The organism is Bacillus sp. 103mf (assembly GCF_900116295.1).
In the GTDB taxonomy this organism is placed as follows: Bacteria; Bacillota; Bacilli; order Bacillales; family Bacillaceae_G; genus Bacillus_A; species Bacillus_A bruguierae.
In genome coordinates this window covers 1-25110 of sequence record NZ_FPAF01000022.1, presented here as the reverse complement: position 1 = coordinate 25110, position 25110 = coordinate 1, and the positions used below count along the sequence as shown (strand labels likewise).

Below are 25110 nucleotides of genomic sequence, written 5' to 3'. Positions count from 1 at the left end.
GAAAGTGAGGCAGCATTAGAATGAAAGCAACTGGAATTGTACGTCGAATTGATGATTTAGGAAGGGTTGTTATCCCGAAAGAAATTCGCAGAACTCTCCGTATTCGGGAAGGTGACCCGTTAGAAATTTTTGTTGATCGCGATGGAGAAGTTATTTTAAAGAAATATTCTCCAATTAGCGAATTAGGTGATTTTGCTAAGGAATATGCAGATGCTCTATATGATAGTTTAGGACATAATGTACTTGTTTGTGACCGCGATTCAATTATCGCTGTCTCTGGCGTGTCAAAAAAAGAATACTTAAATAAAAGCGTTGGGGATTTAGTTGAGAAAGCAATGGAAGAACGCAAATCAGTTGTCATGACAGATGAAAGTGAAATTTCTATTATCGATGGAGTGGCTGAAAAGGTACAATCTTATACAATCGGTCCAATTATTGCAAATGGCGATCCGATTGGAGCTGTTATTATTTTTTCAAAAGAAGGAATCATTAGTGATGTAGAACATAAAGCTGTGGATACAGCAGCAAGCTTCCTAGCAAAACAAATGGAACAATAAAGCTTAGCTAACCATCAGTGAGTGTTTTTTCACTGATGGTTAACTGATCCCACCTGTGTTTCTACGGGCGGTTAAGCTTCATGATACACCGCAATGTACCGTGGAATTATATATCTATGTAAAGGTAGCATTTTGCTACCTTTTTTATATGATCACATTGAAAGTCGAAAGCTGTTTTTTTCTTTGTGATATAATACGTAGGATGAGTATAGAAAAAAAGGGAGATTGCATGGTTATGGAGACGAAGAAGTACCACGCTTTTTGGCGCGGAGCAATTATATTAACAATTGCGAGCTTTGTTACAAAAGTATTAAGCGCCTTTTACCGTATTCCATATCAAAATATAGCTGGTGATATTGGTTTTTATATTTATCAGCAAATTTACCCGTTTTACGGGTTTTGTTTAATTTTAGCGACATATGGTTTTCCAATCATTATTTCAAAAATGATTGCAGAACGTTTAGAGCGAGGAGAACGGAAAGAAGCAGAGGCCATTATATGTATTTCTTTTTGGTTTTTATTAGCTATTGGGATCATAGGATGTAGTGTATTATTTTTCGGTGCACATACAATTGCATCTTTAATGGGAGATGCTAATTTAGAAAAGCTAATTTGTGTTATTGCATTTTCTTTTTTATTAATGCCATTTCTTTCGGTAGCACGAGGTTATTTCCAAGGATTTGGAAATATGATACCAACAGCTGTATCACAGGTAATAGAACAAACGATTCGCGTATCCATTATCGTATTCTTATCATTATTCCTTATAAAAAAAGGGTTTGATTTATATACGGTGGGAGCAGGTGCTATGTTTGGCTCTATAGCAGGTGGTTTTATTGGTGTGATTGTATTGCTGTTCTATTTGCGAAAGAACTTTTGTTCTATTTTTCTGCAAAGCTTGAAAGGTATTTCAAATAAAAAGACCATTATTCGTACGTTGTTTTGGCAAGGGATTGCGATTTGTGTTAGTAACTTAGTGTTAATTTTTATACAAATGGCAGATTCTATTTCACTTTATAGCTTACTTGTTCAGAATGGAGAACCGGTAGAAATAGCAAAGATGTTAAAGGGTGTATATGATCGCAGTATTCCTCTTATGCAGCTTGGGACGGTCGTGACAACATCGTTTTCACTTTCTTTAATCCCAATGATTACAGCTGCAAAAGAGAGAGGAGATCAAGTGTTCATTCGCGAAAAAATACAGCTAGCAATTAAAATTACATTTGTAATTGGACTTGCTGCATCATTAGGACTTGCGAGTATCATTCGTCCAACAAATATTATGCTATTTGCAAATGGCAACGGCTCTGTTGTGCTGGGAATTTTAGCTATTTCTATTCTGTTTAGTTCATTAGCAATTACAACTGCATCTATTTTGCAGGGATTAGGACAAACCGTAAAACCAGCCTTGTTTGTTGTAATTGGCGCATGTGTGAAATTGTTACTAAATTGTATGTTTGTTCCATATTTTGGTGTGATCGGTGCAGCCATTGCAACTGTGATTGCGTTGTTGTGTATTGCTATATTGAATAGTGTATTACTGATTCAAGTTGTTAATGAGCCACTTATACAGAAAAAACCCATTGTAGGTGTAACAATCGGAGCATTAAGTATGGTGTTAGTGCTTGCTGGATTTATGTATATGTTTGAGAGGTTTGGATTACAAGCTAACGAGGCGCATAGAGGATTGGCGGCGATTCAAGCGTTACTATGTGTCGGTGTTGGTGGTTTACTATACGTATTTTTAATTTTAAAGCTACAAGTATTTACAGCGCAGGAACTTGGGGCGGTTATGAAACATGAAAAAGTACAAACTTCGCTGAAGAAGAGTGGATAGAGGTGGGCATTATGAAAAGAACAATTACGATTGTAGGATTAGGAGCTGGTGAATTAGATCAGCTTACAATGGGTGTATATCGAAAAGTGAAAGAAGCAGCACATATGTATGTTCGAACAAAAGAGCACCCAGTTATAGAGGAACTCGAGAAAGAAGGTGTATTATACACATCGTTTGATGCTATATATGAAGCATATGATACATTTGAAGAAGTGTATGAAACAATTTCTAATACATTGATTCAAAAAGCTAAGGAGACAGATGTTTTATATGCAGTTCCGGGTCATCCGCTCGTGGCAGAACGTACTGTACAACTTTTGTTACAAAAAGGAGAAAAAGAGAATATTGTTGTGCGTGTCGAGGGTGGACAAAGCTTTTTAGACCCAATGTTTGCAAGTTTGAAAATTGATCCAATTGAAGGATTTCAATTGATTGATGCGACGTCATTTGAAAGAGGACAATTAGAGCTTCGTCAGCACTTGATTTTCTGCCAAGTGTATGATGCATTTATTGCATCTGAGGTCAAACTAACATTAATGGAAATGCTTCCGGATGATTATGAAGTATATATTGTGACTGCGGCTGGAACATCATTTGAACAAGTGAAGAAAGTGCCGCTCTATTTATTAGATCATGAGGCAGAGCTTAATAATTTAACGAGTGTGTATGTGCCACCAGTGTTAAATCGACAATTATTATATCAAGAATTTGATGTATTACGCGGTATTATCGCAGAACTACGCGGACCAAACGGATGCCCGTGGGATAAAAAACAAACGCACCAAACGTTAAAGAAATATTTAATTGAAGAAGCATATGAAGTATTAGAGGCTATCGATGAGGAAGATGACGATCACCTTATTGAAGAACTTGGTGATGTGCTCTTGCAAGTTATGCTTCATGCACAAATTGGTGAAGATGAAGGTTGGTTCTCGATTGACGATGTCATTCACACGTTGTCTGAAAAAATGGTACGCCGTCATCCTCACGTATTCGGAGATGTTAGTGTAGAGACCGCTGATGATGTTGTTACGAATTGGGAAGAAATTAAGAAACAAGAAAAAGGAAATGTAAAAGAGTCTATCTTATCAGGTATTCCGAAGAGTTTACCACAGTTAATGCGTGCTTATGAAATTCAAAAAGAGGCAGCGAAGGTTGGATTTGATTGGGATAATGTCAAGCCAATGATGGAAAAAGTAGATGAGGAATGGGAAGAGTTTCAACGTGAAGTGATAGCTATGGATGAAGAGAAAATGTTGGCGGAATTTGGTGATTTGGTATTTGCATTTGTAAATATTGCTCGCTATTATAAAATCAATCCAGAAGAAGCGCTTCATAAAACAAATGAAAAATTTATGAGCCGTTTTTTATATATGGAAGCAAGGGTTGCTAGTATAGGGAAGGAAATGAAAGGTCTTTCTTTAAAAGAGCTCGATGCATTATGGGAAGAAGCAAAGCGAATAGAGAATGAATAAGGGGGAGTCGTTATGCGTTTAGATAAATTTTTAAAAGTTTCTCGTCTTATCAAAAGAAGAACACTAGCAAAAGAAGTTGCAGATCAAGGTCGAATTATGATTAATGGTCAAGCTGCGAAAGCAAGCTCGACTGTAAAGGTAGAAGATGAATTAACGATTCGTTTTGGTCAAAAAGTTGTTACGGTAAAAATTAATGAATTAAAAGAAACGACAAAAAAAGAAGATGCTGCAAACTTATATACTGTTGTTCGTGAAGAGAAAGTTGAAGTAAAAGCGGAAGATAGCTTGTTCTAAATAATTTTGTCCCCTCATACATTGATACTAGTATAAAGTTATGGGGGGATGGACGTGAACAAAGGATATTCAATGTCGTCTTCTAATCAACAAAATGTTACTGTAGAACATGATATCGTAATGAAAGGAAGACGTGTTCTTGATATTACAGGAGTCAAGCAAGTAGAAAGTTTTGATAGTGAAGAATTTTTGTTAGAAACAGTTATGGGCTTTTTAACGATACGTGGTCAAAATCTACAAATGAAAAACCTTGATGTTGAAAAAGGGCTTGTGTCCATTAAAGGGAAAATATATGAGATGGCTTACATTGACGAGCATCAAGGGGAGAAAGCTAAAGGATTCTTTAGCAAGTTGTTTAAATGAGCTTAACGGTTCAATTATATACAATGCTTTCAATGATTGGGATGGGCGCTTCGCTTGGAGCAGCTTTAGATACATATCATCGTTTTTTGAAGCGCGGGGAGCGAAAGCGTTGGCTCGTATTTATTTATGATATTTTATTTTGGATTGGCCAAGCTCTCGCTGTGTTCTATGTATTGTTACTTGTAAATGAAGCAGAGTTACGTATGTATGTATTTTTAGCATTACTTTGTGGTTTTGCAGCATATCAAAGTTTGTTAAAGTCATTGTACATGAAAGTATTAAACCTTTTAATTTACATTTTTGTTCAAACATTTTATTTTTGTGTTCGTGTTGTCCAATTATTTATTGTTAAGCCAATTACGATTTTGATTCATTTAATTATAGCATTTGTGCTATTTTTATTTCGTCTTTTAATTGGAATTGGAACCGGTTTGTGGAAAGTTATTATAGCAATATTACGTTTAGTATGGAAAATTATTTTCATCCCTGTTCGATTTGTTTGCCTTGTTATATGGAAACCTCTCCCTAATCATGTTAAAATTTTTATACAGAGACAAGCAGGACTTTTGAAATATTTCAAGAAAATGAAGAAGCATATATTCCTAATTTGGGAACTTATAAAAAAGAAGTTAGGGGGACCTCGGAAATGAGGGAACTGAAGCAAAGGTATGTACTAGAACAGAATCCAAAATCTGTTAAAGAACATATAATACAATCGAACGGAAGCAGAAGGCGCATTTATCGTCGATTAGCTTTATTTTTTGCTTTTGCTTTTATAGTTATTGTAAGTCTCAGTGTGACGTTCTATAAACAAAATAGTACGATTAACGCTAAAGAAGCAAAAGTAAAAGAACTGGAAAAAGAAACAAATGTGCTAACGACGAAAGGAAATCAGTTGAAAGATGAAATCCAAAAATTACATGATGAGAATTATGTTTTAGAGATTGCTAGAAGAGATTATTACTTTTCAAAGCCCGAGGAGATAATTTTTCCCATTTCTAAGTAGTAGGTGTTGTATTGACACTATATTTTAAGATTATATATAATGAAGTAAAATTTGACTTTTTAACTACTAAGGAGGAGCGTTTTTTTTATGTCAATTGAGGTAGGCAGCAAGTTACAAGGTAAAGTAACAGGTATTACGAATTTTGGGGCTTTTGTAGAGCTGCCAGAAGGATTAACTGGTCTTGTTCATATTAGTGAAGTTGCAGATAATTATGTGAAAGATATTAATGATCACTTAAAAGTAGGCGATCAAGTAGAAGTAAAAGTTATTAACGTTGAGAAAGACGGCAAAATTGGTTTATCTATTAAAAAAGCGAAAGAACGTGAAAAAACAGAAGGTGAACAACGTGATAATCAACGCGCTGGACGTCCTCAACGTAATCGCTCTTTTAACAGAGACAATCGAGGTGGCGGTGATAACCGTAACCAAAAAGAAACATTTGAGCAAAAGATGGCTCGCTTTTTAAAAGACAGTGAAGATCGTTTAACTTCTTTAAAGCGTAATACGGAGTCAAAACGTGGCGGCCGTGGCGCTCGTCGCGGATAAAACTTGCTGTTTATTTTAAAATAAAGAGAAGCACCCAGAGTGTTCACTCAGGGTGCTTTTTTATGGTGAAAACAGCATATAGAAAAAATAATAAAAAAATATTTGAAAACATGTTGACTTTAAATGTTGTTTAAGATAATATACTAATTGTCCGTTAAATACGACATGGCGGTGTAGCTCAGCTGGCTAGAGCGTACGGTTCATACCCGTGAGGTCGGGGGTTCGATCCCCTCCGCCGCTATATATTTTAACGGCCCGTTGGTCAAGTGGTTAAGACACCGCCCTTTCACGGCGGTAACACGGGTTCGAATCCCGTACGGGTCATCATTGGAAAAGATCATGCATAATTTGCATGATCTTTTTTTGTCCCGTTATTTGCGAGTAGTTATCCCGATTAGTGAGAGATTTCCATCAGTGGGGGATGAAAAAATGATGGAAATTTCGTTTTATCCCGCATTAACGGGCAGTAAGATCCCATCTCAAAATTCAGAGAGAAGCGTTGTCCAGCTCTAGCGGCTAGAATCTCCGGTCGTTTCGCCCCCTCGGACGAGGCAAAAAGCGCCTCTCTGTCGCGGGCTCCAACGTCCTACGATTCTGGGCGAGCCGCTTCCGCTTTTCTAAAGAAGATAGGTGGGGGATAACTGCCCGTAAAAGCACGATTGGTTCAACTAACCCTCAGTGGGGGATGAAGAAAATCCCCACTGAGGGAAGTTTCACTTTATGTTAAGGATTTGTAAAGTTATGCGCTTCTTCTACAAAAACAACTATTATTTTTTGAATATTCAATAATTAATCGAAAGATTTACGTGTAACTCTGTATATATATGGTGTTATTTTGTATAAAAAGTCGAACAATTATTGTACTACCAGCTGTTATTTTGACAAAAACTCCACGAAATACATTTTATAATTACAAGTAATAAAATGTGCAGGTGGTGTTCAAAATATGCCAAGAGCAGGAAGGAATACTGTCAATCCAAATTCTGGTGCGCTTGCTATAGGTTGTGGGCAAATGACAGCTGAAAAGTGGACAAGCAAATTGAGGATGAAATTGGAACAAATTTTCTTTCGTTGGGGATTTGTGGTTGCGTTAGTTGGTTTTCTTTTAGGACGAGCATATATTTTAACGAACATTTTACCGTTTGCTTTGCCGTTTTTCGCTGCTGTATATGTGATGAAACGTGATAAAATGGCTCTTGCGTTCCTCGCTGTAATGGCAGGCGCGTTTTCGGTTTCATTAGAAAATCTATTCTTTGCCTTTGCATCTATATTTACATTCTTCATCTATAATATTTTCTTTAGTCGTTTTACAAATAAGACGATTGGGCTTGTCCCGTTCCAAGTATTTATTTCTGCATTAACAGCCCATCTTATCGTTGTTTATTTTGCACAAGAAACCATTGGTATGTATGATTTGCTTGTTAGTACAATTGAAGCAGGGTTAAGCTTCGTATTAACAATGATTTTCTTGCAAAGTGCCCCTCTTTTAATGGAACGAAAAGGAAAACAACAATCATTAGAAACAGAAGAAATTGTTTGCTTAATTATATTGCTAGCATCTGTATTAACGGGTACAACAGATTGGTTTGTTTATGATTTATCAGTTCAGCATATTTTTACGAGATATTTAGTATTAATATTCGCGTTTGTGGCAGGAGCGGCAACAGGTTCTACTGTGGGTGTTGTAACGGGGCTAATTTTAAGTTTAGCAAATGTAGCGAGTTTATATCAATTAAGTTTACTGGCGTTTTCTGGGTTGTTAGGCGGCTTACTAAAAGAAGGGAAACGGATAGGGGTAAGTTTAGGTTTATTAATTGGAACAAGTTTAATTACATTATACGTAGATAAACAAACAAGTATTGTAATGACGCTATTAGAGTCGGGTGCTGCGATTACATTGTTTTTATTAACACCTAAGTTCATTGTTGAACGTCTTTCTAAGTATATGCCAGGAACACAAGAGCATTCTAATGATCAACAACAATATTTGAGAAGAATGCGTGATGTAACGGCAAATAAAATCAATCAGTTTGCAAATGTGTTTGAAGCGTTGTCTAATAGCTTTTCTATATATGGATATGTAGAAGATGAGGATCAAGACACAGAGACGGATTTGTTTTTAAGCACAATTACCGCTAAGACATGTCAGACGTGCTTTAAGAAGGATCAGTGTTGGGTTGTGAATTTTGATAAAACGTACGACTATATGAAGCAACTTATGAACGAAACAGAGGAAGGTACATTGCAAAGTAATCGTAAATTGCTCCGTGATTTTGAAAAATACTGTGTGAGAGGAACGAAAGTAACAGGTTTAATAGAAGATGAATTAGGATATTTTTATGAAGGACAAAAGTTAAGGAAGCAAATGCGTGATAATCGTAAAATTGTTGCTGAGCAACTTATGGGTGTTTCGAAAGTAATGGCAGATTTCTCGAAAGAAATTCAAAAGGAAAGAGAGAATCATCAAGTACAAGAGGAACAAATTTTACAGGCATTTCGTGATTTTGGTGTAGAGATTGGACATGTTGATATTTATTGTTTAGATCGAGGGAACATTGATATTGAAATGATGATTCCTGCTGCATGTAATCAGTACGGGGAATGTGAAAAGCTCGTTGCTCCAATGCTGTCTGATATTTTACATGAAACAGTTGTTGTGAAACATGAAGAACAATCAGCGTATCCAAATGGTTACAGTACAGTATCCTTTGGTTCAGCTAAAACATTTTCTGTAGATACAGGCCTTGCTACAGCAGCTAAAGGAGGGGGATTTGTATCTGGTGATTCCTATGCCATGATGGAATTAAGTGTGGGGAAATATGCGCTTGCTATTAGTGATGGGATGGGGAATGGAAGACGGGCACATATGGAAAGTAAAGAGACGGTGAAGTTGTTGCAAAAAATATTGCAATCAGGTATTGATGAGGAAATTGCAATTAAATCCATCAATTCAATTCTCTCGCTGCGGACAACGGAAGAAATGTTTACAACATTAGATTTAGCGATGATTGATTTGCGTGATGCAAATGCTAAGTTTTTAAAGATTGGTTCTACGCCAAGTTTTGTAAAGCGTGGCAATCAGGTATTTAAAATAGAAGCGAGTAATTTACCAATGGGAATTATTGAAGACTTTGAAGTGGATGTTGTTGGCGAACAATTAAAATCTGGTGATATTTTAATCATGATGAGCGATGGGATTTTTGAAGGTGCGAAACATGTAGAGAATCATGAATTGTGGATGAAACGGAAGATTAAAGAATTAGAAACGGAAGATCCACAAGAGATTGCTGATATTATTATGGAAGATGTTATTCGTACTGATAATGGATATATCAATGATGACATGACAATTGTTGTAGCGAAAGTAAAAAAGAATATGCCGAAATGGGCTACGATTCCTATTGTTAGTAAACAGGCGCAATAAAGTGAAACTTCCATCAGTGGAGAGTTTTTTCATCTCCCACTGATGGTTAGTTGAACCAATCGGGCTTTTACGGGCAGTTATCCCACGCCTATCTTCCTCGCTTCTCTCTGAATCTTGAGGTGGGGGTCTTACTGCCCGTTAATGCGGGATAAAATGAAATTTCCATCATCAGGGGGGATTTATTTTCCCCTGATAAAAATTGTGGGTAGTTATTTTCTACATGCCTCTTTTCGTTTCTTGCAATTTTGAGAAGCGAAAACATTAATGGTTTACTGTTTTTTGATTTAAAAGAGGAAAGTATCAGGGCTCAGGGATATACTTGAGGCCTGTTTGTTATATATGTATATTTACTTTTGTTTATTTCTGCATGCAAAGAAAAAATTCGTATGTAAGATAAATTGTGAAATTTATACATCTTTGTTTTGCAGAAAGCTTGTAAAAGTTGTACCATTATATCAATGGTATGCTATCGTTTTAGCTCAATGAAAGGTGATTGCAGCATTGAAAGATGAATTTGTTAAAAAGGTAGATGCTTTTGTAGAAAGGCATAATTTATTAGAAGCGCATTCTACGGTTGTTGTTGGTGTATCAGGAGGGCCTGATTCTTTAGCGCTTTTCTTTTATTTGTTAGAGAAGCGTGAAGAGAAAAAATTGCAAATTGTAGTAGCACATGTTGACCATATGTTTCGTGGTGAGGAATCACAGGAAGATTTACAATTTGTAAAAAACTTGTGTGAAAATCTTAATGTTATCTGTGAAACAATACAAATTGATGTGACGCAGTATCAAAAACAAAATCAAATGAGTGCACAAGTTGCAGCGAGAGAATGCCGATATGTATTTTTGGAAAGAATAATGAGAAAATATAATGCACAGTATGTAGCTCTTGGTCATCATGGTGATGATCAAATTGAGACGGTTTTAATGCGTCTTGTGCGTGGAAGTACTTCGAAAGGCTATGCTGGAATTTTTGCGAAACGCGCTTTCGATAGAGGTTTTTTGATTCGGCCTTTGTTAGCAGTAACGAAAGAAGAGGTTCTTGATTATTGTAAGAGAAAGGATGTTGTCCCTCGTATTGACCCTAGTAATACAAAAGAAACTTATACAAGGAATCGATTACGGAAACATGTTCTTCCTCATTTAAAACGGGAAAATCCAAATGTTCATGAGCGTTTTCAAGCTTTTAGCAAGTTTATGCAAGAGGATGAAGCGTATTTGCAGGAATTAGCTTTTGAAAAAATGAATAAAGTAATTAAGGAAAAAGACACAAAAAGAGTTGTCTTATCAATTCCTGTATTTGAATCTATGCCTATACCTTTACAAAGGAGAGGGATTCAACTAATATTAAACTATCTTTATGAATATAAAATTCCATCTTCGCTTTCTTCTGTACATATTGACAAGGTGATCGAGTTTTTCAAACGAACTCATCCTTCTGGTATGCTTCAGTTCCCGAATGGATTGGAGATTGTTCGTACATACGAAGAATGTAAATTTCGGTTTAGGGAAGAAAAAAATGCTTTCGCTCCTCATGTTTTACAAGTGCCTGGAAAGGTAACATTAGTAAATGGTGATGAGTTTGTAGTAGAGATTAGCGATTGTGTCCCTAGTATGGTGAATGAGATGATGTTTGTTGCAAAATATAATGAAATAACATCGCCACTTACTGTTCGTCCGAGAGAAAACGGCGATCGAATGTCAATTCAAGGTATGAATGGTACGAAGAAGATAAAGTCTATTTTTATTGAGGCGAAAGTACCGAAGGAAAAAAGAGCAGACTGGCCAATTGTTTGTGATGCAAGTGGGAATATTATTTGGGTTCCATTGTTGAAAAGATCTGCATTTGCTATTTCGCAAGAAACAGTAGATAAGGATACATATATTATTATTCATTACAAAAGCAAGGAGTCTTCCAGGAGGATAATGAAATGATGAATCAAGATATTGAAAAGGTATTAATTTCTGAAGAGCAAATACAAGAAAAAGTAAGAGAGTTAGGTACAATTCTTGCAGAGGATTATAAAAACACAGTACCTCTTGCAATCGGTGTACTAAAAGGTGCAATGCCATTTATGGCAGACTTATTAAAACGAACAGATACATATCTTGAAATGGATTTTATGGCTGTATCTAGCTACGGTCATTCTACTGTTTCAACTGGTGAAGTAAAAATTTTAAAAGACCTAGATACTTCTGTAGAGGGACGCGACATTTTAATCGTAGAAGATATTATCGACAGCGGTCTTACATTAAGCTACTTAGTAGACTTATTTAAATATCGTAAAGCAAAATCTGTGAAGATTGTAACGTTATTAGATAAGCCAACTGGCCGAAAAGTTGATCTTAAAGCAGACTATGTTGGGTTTACTGTTCCACACGAATTTGTTGTGGGGTATGGATTAGACTATAAGGAACAATATCGTAACCTTCCTTATGTTGGTGTATTAAAACCGAGCGTATATTCCAATTAATAATATTAAGCATAACAATTGGATAGGAAAGTTTTTCTATGTTACTATTTACTATTATAGTTTGTATGCTGTGAGAGGAGGTTAGGGATGAATCGGATGTTCCGTAATACCATCTTTTATTTACTTATATTTGTAGCGGTAATTGGTATTGTGAGCTATTTTAATGGTTCACAGCAAAAAACAACACCAATTAGCTACGATAAATTCATTGCTAAACTTGAAAAGGGTGAGGTTCGCAATGTACAACTTCAACCGAAAAATGGTGTATTTGAAGTAAAGGGGCAACTGAGTACTGAGAGTCAGGAAAAACAGTTTGTAACTTATGCCCCTAACACTGAAGAATTACAAAAGAAAATTAATGACAAAGCACAAGGTACAGAAGTGAAATATCAACCAGCAGAAGAAACAAGTGCTTGGGTAACATTCTTCACTTCCATCATTCCTTTTGTAATTATCTTCATTTTATTCTTCTTCCTACTTAACCAAGCGCAAGGCGGCGGTAGCCGTGTTATGAACTTCGGTAAAAGTAAAGCGAAGTTATACAATGATGATAAGAAAAAGGTTCGTTTTAGAGATGTAGCTGGAGCGGATGAAGAAAAGCAAGAGCTTGTTGAGGTTGTAGAATTCTTAAAAGACCCTCGTAAGTTTGCGGAGATTGGTGCTCGTATTCCAAAGGGTGTTTTATTAGTTGGACCTCCAGGGACAGGTAAAACATTACTTGCACGTGCTGTTGCAGGTGAGGCTGGCGTTCCATTCTTCTCTATTAGTGGTTCTGATTTTGTAGAGATGTTCGTTGGTGTCGGTGCTTCTCGTGTACGTGACTTATTTGAAAATGCAAAGAAAAACGCACCTTGTATCATTTTCATTGATGAAATTGATGCGGTAGGTCGTCAGCGTGGGGCAGGTCTTGGTGGTGGTCACGATGAGCGTGAGCAAACATTAAACCAATTGCTTGTAGAAATGGATGGTTTCGGAGCTAATGAAGGTATTATTATCGTTGCTGCAACAAACCGACCTGATATTCTTGACCCAGCGTTATTACGTCCAGGACGCTTTGACCGTCAAATTACAGTGGATCGTCCAGATGTAAATGGTCGTGAGGCAGTGCTTAAAGTACATGCGCGCAATAAACCGTTAGATGAAAATGTTAATTTACGTGCTATTGCAACGCGTACACCAGGGTTCTCTGGTGCTGATCTTGAAAACTTATTAAATGAAGCAGCTCTTGTAGCGGCGAGACAAGATAAGAAGAAGATCGATATGAGTGATATTGATGAAGCAACGGATCGTGTTATTGCGGGTCCAGCTAAGAAAAGTCGTGTTATCTCTGAGAAAGAACGTAATATCGTTGCATTCCATGAGGCAGGGCATACTGTAATTGGGGTAGTACTTGATGAGGCGGATATTGTTCATAAAGTAACGATTGTGCCGCGCGGTCAAGCTGGTGGATATGCAGTAATGCTTCCAAAAGAAGATCGTTACTTCATGACAAAGCCAGAATTGCTTGATAAAATTACCGGTCTACTTGGTGGACGAGTGGCTGAAGAAATTGTATTTGGAGAAGTAAGTACAGGAGCTCATAATGACTTCCAACGTGCGACTGGAATAGCTAGACGCATGGTAACTGAGTTTGGTATGAGTGATAAGCTTGGACCAATGCAATTCGGTAGCTCACAAGGCGGTCAAGTGTTCTTAGGAAGAGACTTCCATTCTGAGCAAAACTATAGTGATGCAATTGCACATGAAATTGATATGGAAATGCAAAGCATTATGAAAGAATGTTATGCTCGTGCAAAACAACTTCTTACTGAAAACCGTGATAAGCTTGATATTATCGCAAATACGTTGCTTGAAGTAGAAACGTTAGATGCAGAGCAAATCAATCATTTATGTGAACACGGTACATTACCGGAGCGTAAAACATCTTCTGAAATTGATGTAAAGGTAAACATCACAACGAAAAAAGAAGATGAAGTGCCAGAAGATAAAGAAGAACCGAAGGAGTGACAATTGTCGCTCCTTTTTTCTTTGCGGTATAGCTGGGCTTAAACATTGAAAAAAGGAAATGGATTTTTGTAAAATGATGAGGATAGGCAAGCTGAACAGGTGTATAAATATGGTATGATGAGATTACAAAGTGAAGCTTTTAGTAGCGGGATAAAGTGAAACTTTAATCAGTGGGGGGTTCTTCATCCCCCACTGATTATTAGTTGAACCAATCGGGCTTTTACGGGCAGTTTATCTCCCTCCTAACTTCTTTGCTTTTGCTGAATTTTGAGGTTGGAGTATTTACTGCCCGCGAATAGCGGGATAAATTCTGTACATATTGTGCAAATATATATTAAATAAGATAAGTGGTGAGAATATGATTTTCGTATTGGATGTAGGTAATACAAATGCAGTACTTGGTGTGTTTGAAAATGGTAAACTTCTTCAGCATTGGCGTATGGAAACAGATCGTCATAAAACAGAAGATGAATATGGGATGCTCGTAAAACAATTACTTGAACATGAAGGAATTACTTTTCATGATATAAAAGGAATTATTATTTCTTCAGTTGTACCGCCTATTATGTTTGCTTTAGAGCGTATGTGTGAGAAGTATTTTAAAATTAAACCTCTTGTAGTTGGACCTGGAATTAAAACAGGTTTAAATATTAAGTATGAGAATCCGCGTGAAGTGGGGGCTGATCGTATTGTAAATGCGGTAGCTGGTATTCAGTTATATGGAAGTCCTCTTATTATTGTCGACTTTGGGACGGCAACTACATATTGTTATATTAATGAGAATAAGCATTATATGGGTGGAGTGATTACACCTGGTATTATGATTTCTGCAGAAGCATTATATAGTAGAGCAGCGAAACTTCCGCGTATTGAAATTACAAGACCAAGTAGTATCATTGGAAAGAATACAGTAAGTGCAATGCAAGCGGGTATTTTATATGGCTATGTTGGACAAGTAGAAGGTATTGTAAAGCGAATGAAAGAAGAAGCTAAACAAGAACCAACTGTTATTGCAACAGGTGGATTAGCAAAATTAATTGCAGAGGAATCGAACGTTATCGATATTGTCGATCCATTTTTGACGCTTAAAGGTCTATATATGTTATATGAGCGTAATGCCAATCTACAACATGAGAAAGGTGAATAAATGAAAATGAAAGATTATTTAGTAAAGGCGCTAGCGTTTAACGGAGAAGTTCGTGCTTATAGTGTACACACAACAAATACGGTGAGCGAAGCGCAAAGACGTCATGATACGTGGAGAACTGCTTCTGCGGCACTGGGTCGTTCTTTAACAGCGGGTACAATGATGGGTGCAATGCTTAAGGGGGATCAGAAGCTTACAATTAAGGTAGAGGGTAATGGTCCTCTTGGTCCAATTTTAGTAGATGCACATGCGAATGGGGATGTACGTGGTTATGTAACGAATCCGCATGTTGATTTTGAAGCGACGGAGCAAGGGAAACTGCGCGTATATGAAGCTGTAGGGACGGAAGGATTTTTAACAATTATTAAAGATATTGGTATGCGTGAGCCATTTATTGGTCAAGTTCCACTTGTTTCAGGCGAGTTAGGAGAAGATTTCACGTATTATTTTGCCGTTTCTGAGCAAACGCCTTCTTCTGTTGGTGTTGGAGTTCTTGTTAATGGTGATGATAGTATTTTAGCTGCAGGTGGATTTGTTTTGCAAATCATGCCTGATGCACAAGAAGAGACAATTTCGGTTCTTGAAGAGCGCCTGCAAAAAATCCCGCCTGTTTCTAAGCTTATTGAACAAGGTCTAACTCCTGAAGGGCTACTATATGAGTTGTTAGGAAAGGAAAATGTGAAAATTTTAGAGACAATGGATGTACAATTTAATTGTACATGTTCTCGTGAGCGTATTGAAGGCGTATTAATAAGCTTAGGAAAAACTGAATTAACGCAAGTGCGTGATGAAGAAGAAGAGACAGAAGTACATTGTCATTTTTGTAATGAACGATATAACTTTTCTAAAGAAGATATAACAAAATTAATAGAAAGTTTGTAAGGAAGAAAAAGGTTATTTGTCTATTTTGAATCATCTAAATAGATTGACAAATAACCTTCTTTTTGACAAAATGTACATAAATCCAATGAAAATACTTGGTGTTAGGAGTGACGGAGATGCGAGTGGCACAATCAATTTCAGAATTAATCGGAAAAACGCCGATTGTTAAATTAAACCGCATTGCAGAAGAGGGTAGTGCAGATATTTATTTGAAATTAGAGTTCATGAACCCTGGAAGCAGTGTAAAAGACCGTATTGCTTTAGCGATGATTGAAGTTGCTGAGAAACAAGGATTATTAAAAGAAGGCGATACGATTATTGAGCCGACAAGTGGAAACACAGGAATTGGTTTAGCGATGGTTGCGGCGGCCAAAGGGTATAAAGCAATTTTGGTTATGCCGGAAACGATGAGTATTGAACGTCGTAATTTATTGCGTGCTTATGGAGCGGAATTAGTGTTGACGCCAGGATCAGAAGGAATGGGCGGGGCAATTCGTAAGGCAACAGAGTTATCGAAAGAACATGGATACTTTATGCCTCAACAGTTCCAAAATGACGCAAATCCAGAAATTCATCGTTTAACTACAGGTCCGGAAATTGTTGAGCAGATGGGTGATCAATTAGATGCATTCATTTCAGGTGTTGGTACAGGTGGAACAATTACGGGTGCCGGTGAAGTATTAAAAGAGAAGTATAAAGATATCAAAATATATGCCGTAGAGCCTTCTGATTCACCGGTATTATCAGGCGGCAAACCGGGTCCTCATAAAATTCAAGGTATCGGTGCTGGATTTGTTCCTGGAACGTTAGATACAGATGTATATGATGAAGTTATTCAAGTAAAAGCAGAACAAGCATTTGAATATGCAAGAAAAGTAGCGCGCGAAGAAGGAATTTTAGTTGGTATTTCATCTGGAGCAGCTATTTATGCAGCGACAGAAGTTGCAAAAAAACTTGGAAAAGGCAAGAAAGTACTTGTCATAATTCCGAGTAATGGTGAGCGTTATTTAAGTACACCACTTTATCAGTTTGAATCATAAGTTTTAATATATGGAAAGCATTCCTCCAGAAAGGGATGCTTTTTCTTTTTTCGCTTGGAAATAAGAAAAGAGTGAACGACTAGAAAACTTCATGTAAAATAAGTGTTAGTTGAACTAAATCGGGTCTCTGCGGACGGTTCAATATTTTTAACCGATCGTTAGAACAGGATAAAATAAGACGAGGTGTTTATATGCAGCGACGAAAATCTTTAGCTATTTCAGTTCCGTATCAGTTGGGCTTTTTTAAACAATATAAGTTCCTTTCGCAAAACAAGCCTCATCATATCATTTTAGAAAGTGGTCGCGGGGGACGTTATAGTATTGTTGGACTTGATCCTGTAGCGATTGTTCGTGGGAAAGATGAAACACTACATATATGGGAAAATGGAGAGGATACAATAGAAAAGGGGAATCCATTGCACCTAATGCAACAGTATATGGAACAATGGAAAACAGAACATAATGATGCGTATCCGCCGTTTCAAGGTGGCGCAATTGGTTATTTCAGTTATGATTGTATCCGCTACATTGAGAAAATACCTTCTCTTGCAGAAGATGATGTAAATGTACCAGATATATTTTTCTTATTGTTTGATGATGTATTTGTTTATGATCAGAAAGAACAAATGTTATGGATTATTACGCATTATACAAATGATGAGAAGCAAGCGAAGCGGCATTTAAATGAATTAAAAGAGCTTTGGTTACAAGATGTGCCGGAAGTGACAATGAAGTTTATTAGACCTGAAACAAATAAAGAAGCAGTTTCCTTTACAGAAACAGGGTTTGTTGAAGCGGTTGAGCGAATTCAGGATTATATTAGCGCAGGAGATGTATTTCAAGTCAACTTGTCTACAAGACAAGAAAAAACATTGCAAACGCATCCGCTGGAAGTTTATACGAAGCTTCGTGAAATTAATCCTTCTCCATACATGGGTTATTTAGAACTTGGAGATTTTCAAATTGTAAGTGCCTCACCAGAGTTATTAATTAAAAAGCAAGGTAATGAAGTAAGTACACGTCCAATTGCAGGTACACGCTCTCGCGGGAAAGATGAACAAGAAGACCAAAGGCTTGCAAAAGAGTTAATTGAAAATGAAAAAGAGCGTGCAGAACATGTTATGCTTGTTGATTTAGAGAGAAATGACTTAGGACGTGTTTGTGAGTATGGAACAGTAGAAGTGGACGAATTTATGGTAATTGAAAAATATTCCCACGTTATGCACATTGTTTCGAATGTACGCGGGGAATTGCAGCAAGGGAAAGATGCTTTTGATGGTGTGAAGGCTGTATTTCCGGGTGGGACGATTACCGGAGCGCCGAAAATTCGGACGATGGAAATTATTGAAGAGCTAGAACCAGTTCGCCGTGGTATTTATACAGGTTCAATCGGTTGGATTGGTTATTCGGGAGATATGGAATTAAATATTGTCATTCGTACGTTGCTTGCGAAAGATGGACAAGCGTATGTACAGGCAGGAGCAGGAATTGTTATTGATTCTAATCCGGAAAATGAGTATAAAGAGTCGTTAAAGAAGGCAATAGCATTATGGCGTGCGAAAGAAAGTAGCGAAGAAACGGTTAGGTGAGAGAAATGATATTAATGATTGATAATTATGATTCCTTTACGTTTAATTTAGTGCAATTTCTCGGAGAGCTAGGACAAGAACTTATCGTCAAACGTAACGATGAAATTACAATTGAAGATATTGAACAAATGCAGCCTGATTTCTTAATGATTTCTCCTGGACCGTGTAGTCCGAATGAAGCAGGTATTAGTATGGATGTGATTCGTCATTTTGCAGGGAAAATCCCGATTTTTGGTGTTTGTTTAGGGCATCAATCTATTGCTCAAGTATTTGGAGGGGATGTTGTTCGTGCGGAGCGTTTGATGCACGGGAAAACGTCCTTAATGCATCATGATGAGAAAACAATCTTTGCTGATATTCCAAGTCCATTTACGGCGACGCGTTACCATTCTTTAATTGTAAAAAAAGAAACATTACCAGAGTGTTTTGAAGTAACATCTTGGACAGAGGAAGGAGAGATTATGGCGCTTCGTCATAAAACATTACCAATTGAAGGTGTACAATTCCATCCAGAATCTATTATGACTTCCCATGGTAAGGAATTGCTGCAAAACTTCATCCGTCATTACAACCGGAGTACTTCTGTATGTTAATTTATGTGAACGGTTCATTTGTAGAGGCGAGTGAAGCTAAAATTTCTCCTTATGATCATGGATATTTATATGGTCTTGGTGTATTTGAAACGTTCCGTATTTACAACGAGCACCCTTTCTTATTAGATGATCATTATGAGCGGCTTATGACCGCTCTTTCGTCATTACATATTGTGTGGAAAATGACAAAAGAAGATGTAAAAAGTATTTTAAAAGAGTTAATGGTAAGAAATCATTTGCAAAATGCGTATGTTCGTTTTAACGTTTCTGCAGGTAGCGGAGAGATTGGCTTGCAGACAGATATGTATGAAGAGCCTTCTGTTATTGTTTTTATAAAACCTTTATCGGCTCCTAGTGATGTAGTAGAAAAAGAAGGAGTCATTTTAAGACAAACACGCAATACACCAGAAGGGGAGTTTCGTTTAAAGTCACATCATTATTTAAATAATATTTTGGGGAAACGTGAGATTGGGAATACAACTTCGAAAGAAGGGATTTTTCTTACAAAAGAAGGGTATGTTGCGGAAGGAATTGTTTCGAACCTTTTTTTTGTGAAAAATGACATATTGTATACACCGTCACTACAAACGGGGATTTTAAATGGGATTACCCGTGCTTTTATATTAGCAGCTGCTGAAACATTGGGGGTCAAGGTAAGAGAGGGATTGTTCTTACAGGAAGAGTTACTTGCAGCTGATGAAGTATTTGTTACGAATTCTATTCAGGAAATTGTCCCGATTTGGTGCATTGGAGAAGTGCATTTCCCGGGTAAAGAAGGATTGGTTACAACTAAGCTTTTGCGTGTATATGAAACGTATCGTGAAAAGCTTTGGAGCAGAAATGAATTGTGAAAAGGAGATGTCTAATATGCAGTGCGGTGAATATGCATTGAATTTAAATGAAAAGACATTCATTATGGGGATTTTGAATGTTACACCTGACTCTTTTTCTGATGGTGGTAATTATAATGAAGCGGAAGCGGCTGTCCGCCATGCAAAAGAGATGGTGATGAACGGTGCGCATATTATTGATATTGGCGGAGAGTCTACGCGTCCTGGTTTTGCTAAAGTATCAGAAGAAGAAGAATTACAACGTGTTTTACCGATGGTTCGAGCTGTATCGCAAGCAGTAGATGTTCCTATATCTATTGATACATACAAAGCGGAGGTTGCAAAACAAGCTATTGAAGCAGGAGCATGTATTATTAACGATGTTTGGGGAGCGAAAGCAGAACCGGAAATTGCAAAGGTAGCCGCTCATTACAATGTACCAATTATTTTGATGCATAACCGTGATAATACAAATTATCGAAATTTGATGGCCGATATGATTGCTGACCTGTATGAAAGTATTACAATTGCGAAACGTGCAGGTGTACGTGATGAGAATATTATTTTAGATCCAGGTATAGGATTTGCAAAAACATTTGAGCAAAATTTAGAAGTAATGCGAAATCTAGAGCAGTTGAAAGTATTGGGATATCCACTTCTTCTTGGAACCTCTCGAAAATCATTTATTGGTCATGCTTTAGATTTACCAGTAGAAGAACGCTTAGAAGGAACTGGTGCAACGGTTTGTCTTGGTATTCAAAAAGGTTGTGAAATTGTACGCGTTCATGATGTGAAAGAGATGTCCCGCATGGCGAAGATGATGGACGCTATGTTGAGGGGGTAAATAGTTTGGATAAAATTTTTGTTCATGATATGGAGTTTTACGGTTATCATGGTGTATTTCCTGAAGAAAATAAGCTGGGGCAGCGATTTAAAGTGGATCTAACGGTAGAGCTAGATTTAAAGCGAGCGGGAATGAGTGATAACTTAGAGCATTCCGTGAATTACGGAGAGTTATATGAGTTATGTAGATGTGTTGTAGAAGAGAAAACGTATCAGCTTGTAGAAAGTATTGCAGAAAATATTGCAGCGGATATATTAGAACGTTACGATTGTATTATGAATTGTATTGTAAAAGTTATTAAACCAGATCCGCCAATTCCGGGACATTACCGTGCGGTGGCGGTTGAGATTGAGAGAGGGCGTTCATGAATAATGTAGTTTATATTGCTTTAGGTTCGAATATGGATGAGCGCTATATGTATTTATCACAAGCGATAGAGCTGTTGGGTGCGCATCCAGCTATTGAAATTGAGGATGTATCATCTGTTTATGAAACGGATCCGGTTGGGTTTACAGAACAAGATCGTTTTTTAAATTTAGTTATAAAAATTTCTACCAATTTATTGCCTCAAGAATTATTGATGGTGACACAAAAAGTGGAGAATGAGTTGGGAAGAAAAAGGGAAATCAAATGGGGACCTCGTACCATTGACCTTGACATTTTGTTCTATAATCACGAAAATATTGAAGCAGAGAATCTTATTGTTCCGCATCCGCGGATGTTTGAAAGAGCTTTTGTTATCGTTCCGTTGATGGAGATTAATCAAGAAATTAACCGAAACATTTCACGTTCACAAGTAGAAGAAATGAAAAGGCGAGAGGGAGTAACGGTATGGAAGCAGAGAAATGGGGAAGACGCATTCGCGCTTTTCGTAAATTAAAAGGCTATACACAAGAGGGATTCGCGAAAGAATTAGGGGTATCTGTATCTGTTTTAGGTGAAGTTGAGAGGGGAAATCGAGTTCCGTCTCGGGATTTTGTTGTAGAGGTTGCAAAAACGTTAAAAGTTTCAATAGAAGAATTAATGCCGAAGTAGGAACACCGAAGGGAGGCAATCGAGTGTTAAAGATTGCAAACATTGAAATGAAAAATCCGGTTGTGCTAGCGCCAATGGCAGGAGTATGTAACTCTGCATTTCGTTTAACGGTGAAAGAATTTGGTGCGGGATTAGTATGTGCGGAAATGGTAAGTGATAAGGCGATTTTGTTTAACAATCAAAAAACGTTAGATATGTTATATATTGATGAGAGAGAAAAGCCGTTAAGTCTGCAAATTTTTGGCGGGGAAAAAGAAACACTTGTAGAAGCGGCAAAATATGTAGATAAAAATACAACAGCGGATATTATCGATATTAATATGGGCTGTCCAGTGCCGAAAATCACAAAATGTGATGCGGGTGCAAAGTGGTTACTTGATCCGAATAAAGTATACGAAATGGTAGCGGCGGTAGTAGATGCAGTTGAGAAGCCGGTAACAGTAAAAATGCGTATTGGCTGGGATGAAGATCACATCTTTGCGATTGAAAACGCTCAGGCAGTTGAACGTGCGGGTGGTCAGGCTGTTGCGGTTCATGGTCGTACTCGTGTTCAAATGTATGAAGGGAAAGCGGACTGGAATATTATTAAGCAAGTAAAACAGGCTGTCAACATTCCTGTTATCGGAAATGGTGATGTAGAAACGCCGCAAGATGCTAAGCGCATGTTAGATGAAATTGGTGTAGATGGTGTAATGATTGGGCGTGCAGCACTTGGTAATCCATGGATGATTTATCGTACAGTAAAATATTTAGAGACTGGTGAATTAATGCCGGAGCCATCTGTACGCGAAAAAATTGACGTATGTATGTTGCATTTAGATCGTCTTATTGATTTGAAAAATGAAGACATCGCAGTTCGAGAAATGCGCAAACATGCGGCTTGGTACTTAAAAGGTGTTCGCGGTAATGCGAGAGTGCGCAATGAAATTAATGGTTGTAATACACGTGCGGATCTTGCTTCTTTATTGATGGCGTTCGTAGAAGAAGTAGAAGCGAAACAAAAATCTATTCAAGTCGGATAATAGTAAGTGATAGAAGGAGTGTTTGACATTCCCATTTTTACTACCTATAATTACGTCTAAGAAAGAAGAACTGCCAGCCCGTTGCTGGCAGTTTTTCTAGTTGGATAGAAAATGATATACTGTATATATTGTAAATTTTAATAGAGCTGGAGTGATATCAATACCATGGATAACATGAACCACGAAGAATTAAATGACCAATTGCTCGTTCGTCGCGAGAAGCTACATAACTTACGTGAACAAGGAATCGATCCATTTGGTAAACGTTTTGAACGTACACATTCAACGAAAGAATTATTAAACCTGTATGGAGAACTTTCTAAAGAAGAATTAGAAGAGAAAGAAATTGCTGTTACGATTGCCGGTCGTATTATGACAAAGCGCGGTAAAGGAAAAGCGGGTTTTGCACATATTCAAGATTTATATGGACAAGTTCAAATTTACGTTCGTAAAGATACAGTTGGTGATGAGCAGTATGAACTATTTAATACATCTGATTTAGGTGACTTAATAGGGATTGAAGGGAAAGTGTTTAAAACAAAAGTTGGAGAACTTTCGGTTAAAGCGACTAGTTTTACTTTATTAACAAAATCTCTTCGTCCACTTCCTGATAAATACCATGGATTAAAAGATGTTGAACAACGTTATCGTCAACGTTACTTAGATTTAATTACGAGTATGGAAAGTCGTGAAACGTTTGTAACTCGTAGTAAAATCATTCGTGAAATGAGAAGATATTTAGATAACAATGGTTATCTAGAAGTAGAAACGCCGATGTTGCATGCAATTGCAGGTGGAGCATCCGCGCGTCCGTTTATTACACATCATAATGCGTTAGATATGGAATTCTATATGCGTATTGCGATTGAGTTACACTTAAAGCGTCTTATCGTCGGCGGTTTAGAAAAAGTGTACGAAATTGGACGTGTATTCCGTAATGAAGGTGTATCAACTCGTCATAATCCTGAATTTACGATGATTGAATTATATGAAGCGTATGCAGATTATAAAGATATTATGAAGTTAACAGAAAACATGGTTGCTCATATCGCAAAAGAAGTTTTAGGTACAACGACGATTCCATATGGTGAATATGAAATTAATTTAGAGCCAGAGTGGACAAGGCTGCATATGGTAGATGCAATCAAACAACACTCTGGAGCAGATTTCTGGAACCCGATGAGTGTAGAAGAAGCTCGTGCATTAGCGAAAGAGCACGGTGTAGAAATTAAGGATACAATGGAAGTTGGTCATATTATTAATGAGTTCTTTGAGCAAAAAGTAGAAGAACATTTAATTCAACCTACATTTATTTATGGTCATCCGGTGGAAATTTCTCCTCTTGCGAAAAAGAATGAAGAAGATCCACGTTTTACAGATCGTTTTGAGTTATTTATTGTTGCTCGTGAACATGCGAATGCATTTACAGAATTAAATGATCCAATCGATCAAAAAGAACGTTTCGAAGCGCAGTTAAAAGAGCGTGAACAAGGTAACGATGAAGCACACATGATGGATGATGATTATATTGAAGCACTTGAGTATGGTATGCCTCCTACAGGTGGGTTAGGAATCGGTATTGATCGTCTTGTTATGTTATTAACGAATGCGCCGTCTATTCGTGACGTATTACTATTCCCGGCAATGAGACATAAACAAGACTAAGCTTTGGAGTTTTCTCCAAAGCTTTTCTTTTTATATTATTTTATAAGGTGAAAAAAATTATAAAAAAGCTATTGCATTTTAATTTATGAACTGGTATATTTATATTCGTTGTCACGAACGGCAACGAGGTTAACAACTTGGAAATGAAAAAAGTTGTTGACAGAGAAATAACAAAATGTTATATTGATAAAGTCGCTTTGAGCGGCAGATGAGTTCTTTGAAAACTGAACGAAACAAACAACGTGAAACGTCAATTTTTATTTATGATGCTAGACAAACACTTTATTGGAGAGTTTGATCCTGGCTCAGGATGAACGCTGGCGGCGTGCCTAATACATGCAAGTCGAGCGAACCGATTAAGAGCTTGCTCTTAAGAAGTTAGCGGCGGACGGGTGAGTAACACGTAGGTAACCTGCCTATAAGACTGGGATAACTCCGGGAAACCGGGGCTAATACCGGATAACATTTTGCACCGCATGGTGC

24 protein-coding genes, 2 tRNA genes and 1 rRNA gene are annotated in these 25110 nt (G+C 37.3%); all 27 read left to right on the top strand.

The genetic code is table 11. The annotated features are described in order from the left end of the window. Positions 1-20: 20 nt before the first annotated feature. Positions 21-557: a stage V sporulation protein T gene (gene spoVT / locus BM350_RS24125; RefSeq protein ID WP_090918131.1), complete on the top strand. Its 537-nt coding sequence runs from the start codon at positions 21-23 to the stop codon at positions 555-557. Positions 558-792: 235 nt separating this feature from the next. Continuing rightward, a complete protein-coding gene (locus BM350_RS24120; protein ID WP_090918172.1) occupies positions 793-2394 on the top strand; it encodes a putative polysaccharide biosynthesis protein in 1602 nt (533 codons plus the stop codon). 11 nt (positions 2395-2405) lie between these two features. Then, a complete protein-coding gene (gene mazG / locus BM350_RS24115; RefSeq protein WP_090918132.1) occupies positions 2406-3869 on the top strand; it encodes a bifunctional methyltransferase/pyrophosphohydrolase YabN in 1464 nt (487 codons plus the stop codon). A gap of 12 nt (positions 3870-3881) precedes the next feature. After that, a complete protein-coding gene (locus BM350_RS24110) occupies positions 3882-4163 on the top strand; it encodes an RNA-binding S4 domain-containing protein (protein ID WP_090918134.1) in 282 nt (93 codons plus the stop codon). Between the two features lie 54 nt (positions 4164-4217). Beyond that, positions 4218-4526, top strand: a complete 309-nt coding sequence (yabP, locus tag BM350_RS24105; protein ID WP_090918136.1) for a sporulation protein YabP — start codon at positions 4218-4220, stop codon at positions 4524-4526. Next, positions 4523-5176 (top strand): spore cortex biosynthesis protein YabQ, encoded by a 654-nt coding sequence (gene yabQ, locus BM350_RS24100; RefSeq protein WP_090918138.1) that lies wholly within the window; start codon positions 4523-4525, stop codon positions 5174-5176. Before yabP ends, yabQ begins: the two co-directional genes overlap by 4 nt. Continuing rightward, entirely contained in the window at positions 5173-5532 is a 360-nt protein-coding gene (locus BM350_RS24095) for an FtsB family cell division protein (RefSeq protein WP_090918140.1), read from the top strand. Before yabQ ends, BM350_RS24095 begins: the two co-directional genes overlap by 4 nt. 87 nt (positions 5533-5619) lie before the next feature. After that, a complete protein-coding gene (locus tag BM350_RS24090; protein WP_090918142.1) occupies positions 5620-6078 on the top strand; it encodes a S1 domain-containing RNA-binding protein in 459 nt (152 codons plus the stop codon). Between the two features lie 167 nt (positions 6079-6245). Continuing rightward, positions 6246-6319: transfer RNA gene (locus BM350_RS24085), tRNA-Met, on the top strand. A gap of 11 nt (positions 6320-6330) precedes the next feature. Beyond that, positions 6331-6402, top strand: a tRNA-Glu gene (locus tag BM350_RS24080). 622 nt (positions 6403-7024) lie between these two features. Then, complete coding sequence (gene spoIIE / locus BM350_RS24075; protein ID WP_139207726.1) at positions 7025-9502, top strand: stage II sporulation protein E; 2478 nt, start codon at positions 7025-7027, stop codon at positions 9500-9502. Positions 9503-10003: 501 nt separating this feature from the next. Continuing rightward, positions 10004-11434: a tRNA lysidine(34) synthetase TilS gene (gene tilS / locus BM350_RS24070; RefSeq protein WP_090918144.1), complete on the top strand. Its 1431-nt coding sequence runs from the start codon at positions 10004-10006 to the stop codon at positions 11432-11434. Further along, positions 11431-11973, top strand: coding sequence for a hypoxanthine phosphoribosyltransferase (hpt, locus tag BM350_RS24065; protein WP_090918146.1), 543 nt, complete (start codon positions 11431-11433; stop codon positions 11971-11973). Before tilS ends, hpt begins: the two co-directional genes overlap by 4 nt. An 87-nt stretch (positions 11974-12060) precedes the next feature. Next, a complete protein-coding gene (ftsH, locus tag BM350_RS24060) occupies positions 12061-13980 on the top strand; it encodes an ATP-dependent zinc metalloprotease FtsH (RefSeq protein WP_090918148.1) in 1920 nt (639 codons plus the stop codon). A 358-nt stretch (positions 13981-14338) separates the two neighbouring features. Continuing rightward, positions 14339-15127 carry a type III pantothenate kinase gene (locus tag BM350_RS24055; RefSeq protein ID WP_090918150.1) on the top strand — a complete coding sequence of 263 codons (789 nt, stop codon included), beginning with the start codon at positions 14339-14341 and terminating at the stop codon, positions 15125-15127. 6 nt (positions 15128-15133) lie between these two features. Next, complete coding sequence (gene hslO, locus BM350_RS24050; protein WP_090918177.1) at positions 15134-16009, top strand: Hsp33 family molecular chaperone HslO; 876 nt, start codon at positions 15134-15136, stop codon at positions 16007-16009. Between the two features lie 116 nt (positions 16010-16125). Continuing rightward, positions 16126-17049 (top strand): cysteine synthase A, encoded by a 924-nt coding sequence (gene cysK, locus BM350_RS24045; protein ID WP_090918152.1) that lies wholly within the window; start codon positions 16126-16128, stop codon positions 17047-17049. Positions 17050-17240: 191 nt separating this feature from the next. Beyond that, a complete protein-coding gene (gene trpE, locus BM350_RS24040) occupies positions 17241-18638 on the top strand; it encodes an anthranilate synthase component I (RefSeq protein WP_090918154.1) in 1398 nt (465 codons plus the stop codon). 5 nt (positions 18639-18643) lie between these two features. Continuing rightward, complete coding sequence (pabA, locus tag BM350_RS24035; protein WP_090918156.1) at positions 18644-19231, top strand: aminodeoxychorismate/anthranilate synthase component II; 588 nt, start codon at positions 18644-18646, stop codon at positions 19229-19231. After that, positions 19225-20082, top strand: a complete 858-nt coding sequence (gene pabC / locus BM350_RS24030; RefSeq protein ID WP_090918158.1) for an aminodeoxychorismate lyase — start codon at positions 19225-19227, stop codon at positions 20080-20082. Before pabA ends, pabC begins: the two co-directional genes overlap by 7 nt. After that, positions 20072-20905 (top strand): dihydropteroate synthase, encoded by an 834-nt coding sequence (gene folP, locus BM350_RS24025; protein ID WP_090918179.1) that lies wholly within the window; start codon positions 20072-20074, stop codon positions 20903-20905. Before pabC ends, folP begins: the two co-directional genes overlap by 11 nt. A gap of 5 nt (positions 20906-20910) precedes the next feature. Further along, on the top strand, positions 20911-21273 hold the full coding sequence (gene folB, locus BM350_RS24020; protein ID WP_090918160.1) for a dihydroneopterin aldolase: 363 nt from the start codon (positions 20911-20913) through the stop codon (positions 21271-21273). Beyond that, positions 21270-21785 (top strand): 2-amino-4-hydroxy-6-hydroxymethyldihydropteridine diphosphokinase, encoded by a 516-nt coding sequence (gene folK / locus BM350_RS24015; protein WP_090918162.1) that lies wholly within the window; start codon positions 21270-21272, stop codon positions 21783-21785. The genes folB and folK overlap by 4 nt, the downstream gene beginning before the upstream one ends. Further along, entirely contained in the window at positions 21737-21940 is a 204-nt protein-coding gene (locus BM350_RS24010; RefSeq protein ID WP_090918164.1) for a helix-turn-helix domain-containing protein, read from the top strand. The genes folK and BM350_RS24010 overlap by 49 nt, the downstream gene beginning before the upstream one ends. 23 nt (positions 21941-21963) lie before the next feature. Next, positions 21964-22962, top strand: a complete 999-nt coding sequence (dusB, locus tag BM350_RS24005; RefSeq protein ID WP_090918166.1) for a tRNA dihydrouridine synthase DusB — start codon at positions 21964-21966, stop codon at positions 22960-22962. A 165-nt stretch (positions 22963-23127) separates the two neighbouring features. Continuing rightward, complete coding sequence (gene lysS, locus BM350_RS24000) at positions 23128-24627, top strand: lysine--tRNA ligase (RefSeq protein WP_090918168.1); 1500 nt, start codon at positions 23128-23130, stop codon at positions 24625-24627. A gap of 282 nt (positions 24628-24909) precedes the next feature. Further along, a 16S ribosomal RNA gene (locus tag BM350_RS23995) occupies positions 24910-25110 on the top strand; the annotation flags it as partial.